Annotated in this window: 1 protein-coding gene; it reads left to right on the forward strand. The window is 49.2% G+C overall.

Features of this window, described 5'->3' with window-relative positions:
• The coding region (locus K339_RS37510; RefSeq protein ID WP_037300016.1) for a hypothetical protein at positions 1–2,064 on the forward strand (2,064 nt) is incomplete at both ends.

Consider the following 2,064-nt stretch of genomic DNA (forward strand, 5'->3'; position numbering starts at 1 on the left):
AATAGCGCTATTTGGTATCGCCCAGCAACCACAAAATGAAGTGGTGTGTAATGTGGGTACCGCTACCGCATCCTTCAAAATCACGGTTCTGGGTAATGATATTACCTATCAATGGCAGAAAAACGGGGTCAATATATTATGGGCTACTTCAAGTACTTATACCTTCACACCGACCATTGCTGACCACGATGCTAAATTCCGTTGCATCGTAAAAAGTAGCTCTTGTGCCACTAGTATCACCTCCGAAGAGGCCAGCCTGCGCGTTTATTCCACCTACACCGCCCAGACGGTTTGTGCTAATGGGACTACAACACTTACTGCCCCTGTAGTAGGACAAGGAATTACCTATCAGTGGTATCGAACTACTGGTGGTGTAAGCAGCCCCATCTCAGGAGCTAACACAGCTACGTACACTATCACACCCACTGCCGCCGATTTCGCTTACACCTACCGCGTGCTGATGACCGATGCCGCTTGTACCAACGGCAGATACGGCCCGCAAACAGCACTCTTTGGTATCGCTCAACAACCTTCTGACGCTTTGCTTTGCTCTGTAGGTGCTTCGGTATCTTATAAAGTTATTGCTTCTACTACAGTAGGAACTACCTACCAGTGGCAGAAAGATGGAGTCAATATCGCTGGAGCTACTACAGACACTTATACCTTCACACCAACCACCGCTGACCAGCAAAGCAAGTTTCAATGTATTGTCAAAAACGGAAACTGTACGCTTACCAGCAAGGTCGTAGCTTTATCTGTTGGAGGTATTGCCACCCACCCTCAAAGCCAAACTATTTGTGCTTCCAACGGACCAGCTACCACTGTTACCTTACGCGCTAAAGGAAATGGTACTAATCCGCAATATCAATGGTATCGCCTCGTCCCAGGCAATAGCACACCGCAAGCTATTACCCTAAGTACTGATAAAACCAAAGACTCTGTGTGGGTACAGTCTATTGGTACTATTCAAAATGGGTATCAGTTCTATGCTCAGGTAACGACTACTTGTGGTACTGCGACTACGAACATCGCTACCATTACTATTTCCACTCCTCCCACCCCCACCCTCGCAGGTAGCGCATTACGGAGCCTTTGCCCTGATAGCACGGCTCGGCTTATCGCTACGGGATGTACGGGCGATGTAAAATGGAGTTATACCCTCAAAACAACCTCGGGGGTATTGGCTACTACCAACGATACCCTCTCGCTGGCCTACAACACCTCACTGCTCACCGCTTGGAGCACGGGCGATACCCTCGCCCTCACCGCCGCTTGTACCTTGCCCAACTGTGGTGCCTCTGCACCCTCCACAACGGTAAAAGTGGTCAAAAAACAAAGTTGTGCCACTGTGCCAGTAGCCCGAACAGCCTCTATCTGTGACATTTACATCAAAGCTACCAATGCACAAGGACAGGAAGTTTCTAAACTTACTCGCGCTGCGGGCGGTGGTTTCCAACCCGTTACGCTCTCCTTGGTAGGATTAGCCGATACCACCCTGCTCAACTTCCCTAACCTAACTTACCGTTGGACTGCCCCAACGGGGCAAACAGCCCTATCAGGTACAGGGGGGGCTGCCTCTAAAATTGGTGATTATAAAGTGGTGGTTAAGAGCGGAAACGATAGTTGTGAGGTGTTCTTTACCCTCAGCGGTACACCTTGTGTGGTAAGAGACTACAGCACTGCCACTTGCCAAACCTTAACTATTAATGCCCCCGCCCAAGGTAACAGTTTGAGTAATTTGGCCGTAGGTGACATATTTAATGCTGCGGATTACACCATCACCGTGACCGAGGCCACGGGCGGAGCTACGGGTTGGAGCGGCAAAGGCTACGTAAGCGTGCTGCTGCCCATGGGCGTTACCCAAAACGTGGCCGTGACTTTCGACAACATTGCCATCAACGACTGCTACGAACTCGTTAATGGAAAAATTGAACTCGTCGTTGACCCTAATAAGCAACTTCTTGATGTTGATGATGCTTGGGAAGGAATGCAAGATTTATTGGCTCAAACCGAGGCTCGCATTGAAACTGCCCAAACCTCCATTGATAAAATTTTAGCCCTGAA

Source organism: Runella limosa DSM 17973 (assembly GCF_000482465.1).
Classification (GTDB): domain Bacteria; phylum Bacteroidota; class Bacteroidia; order Cytophagales; family Spirosomataceae; genus Runella; species Runella limosa.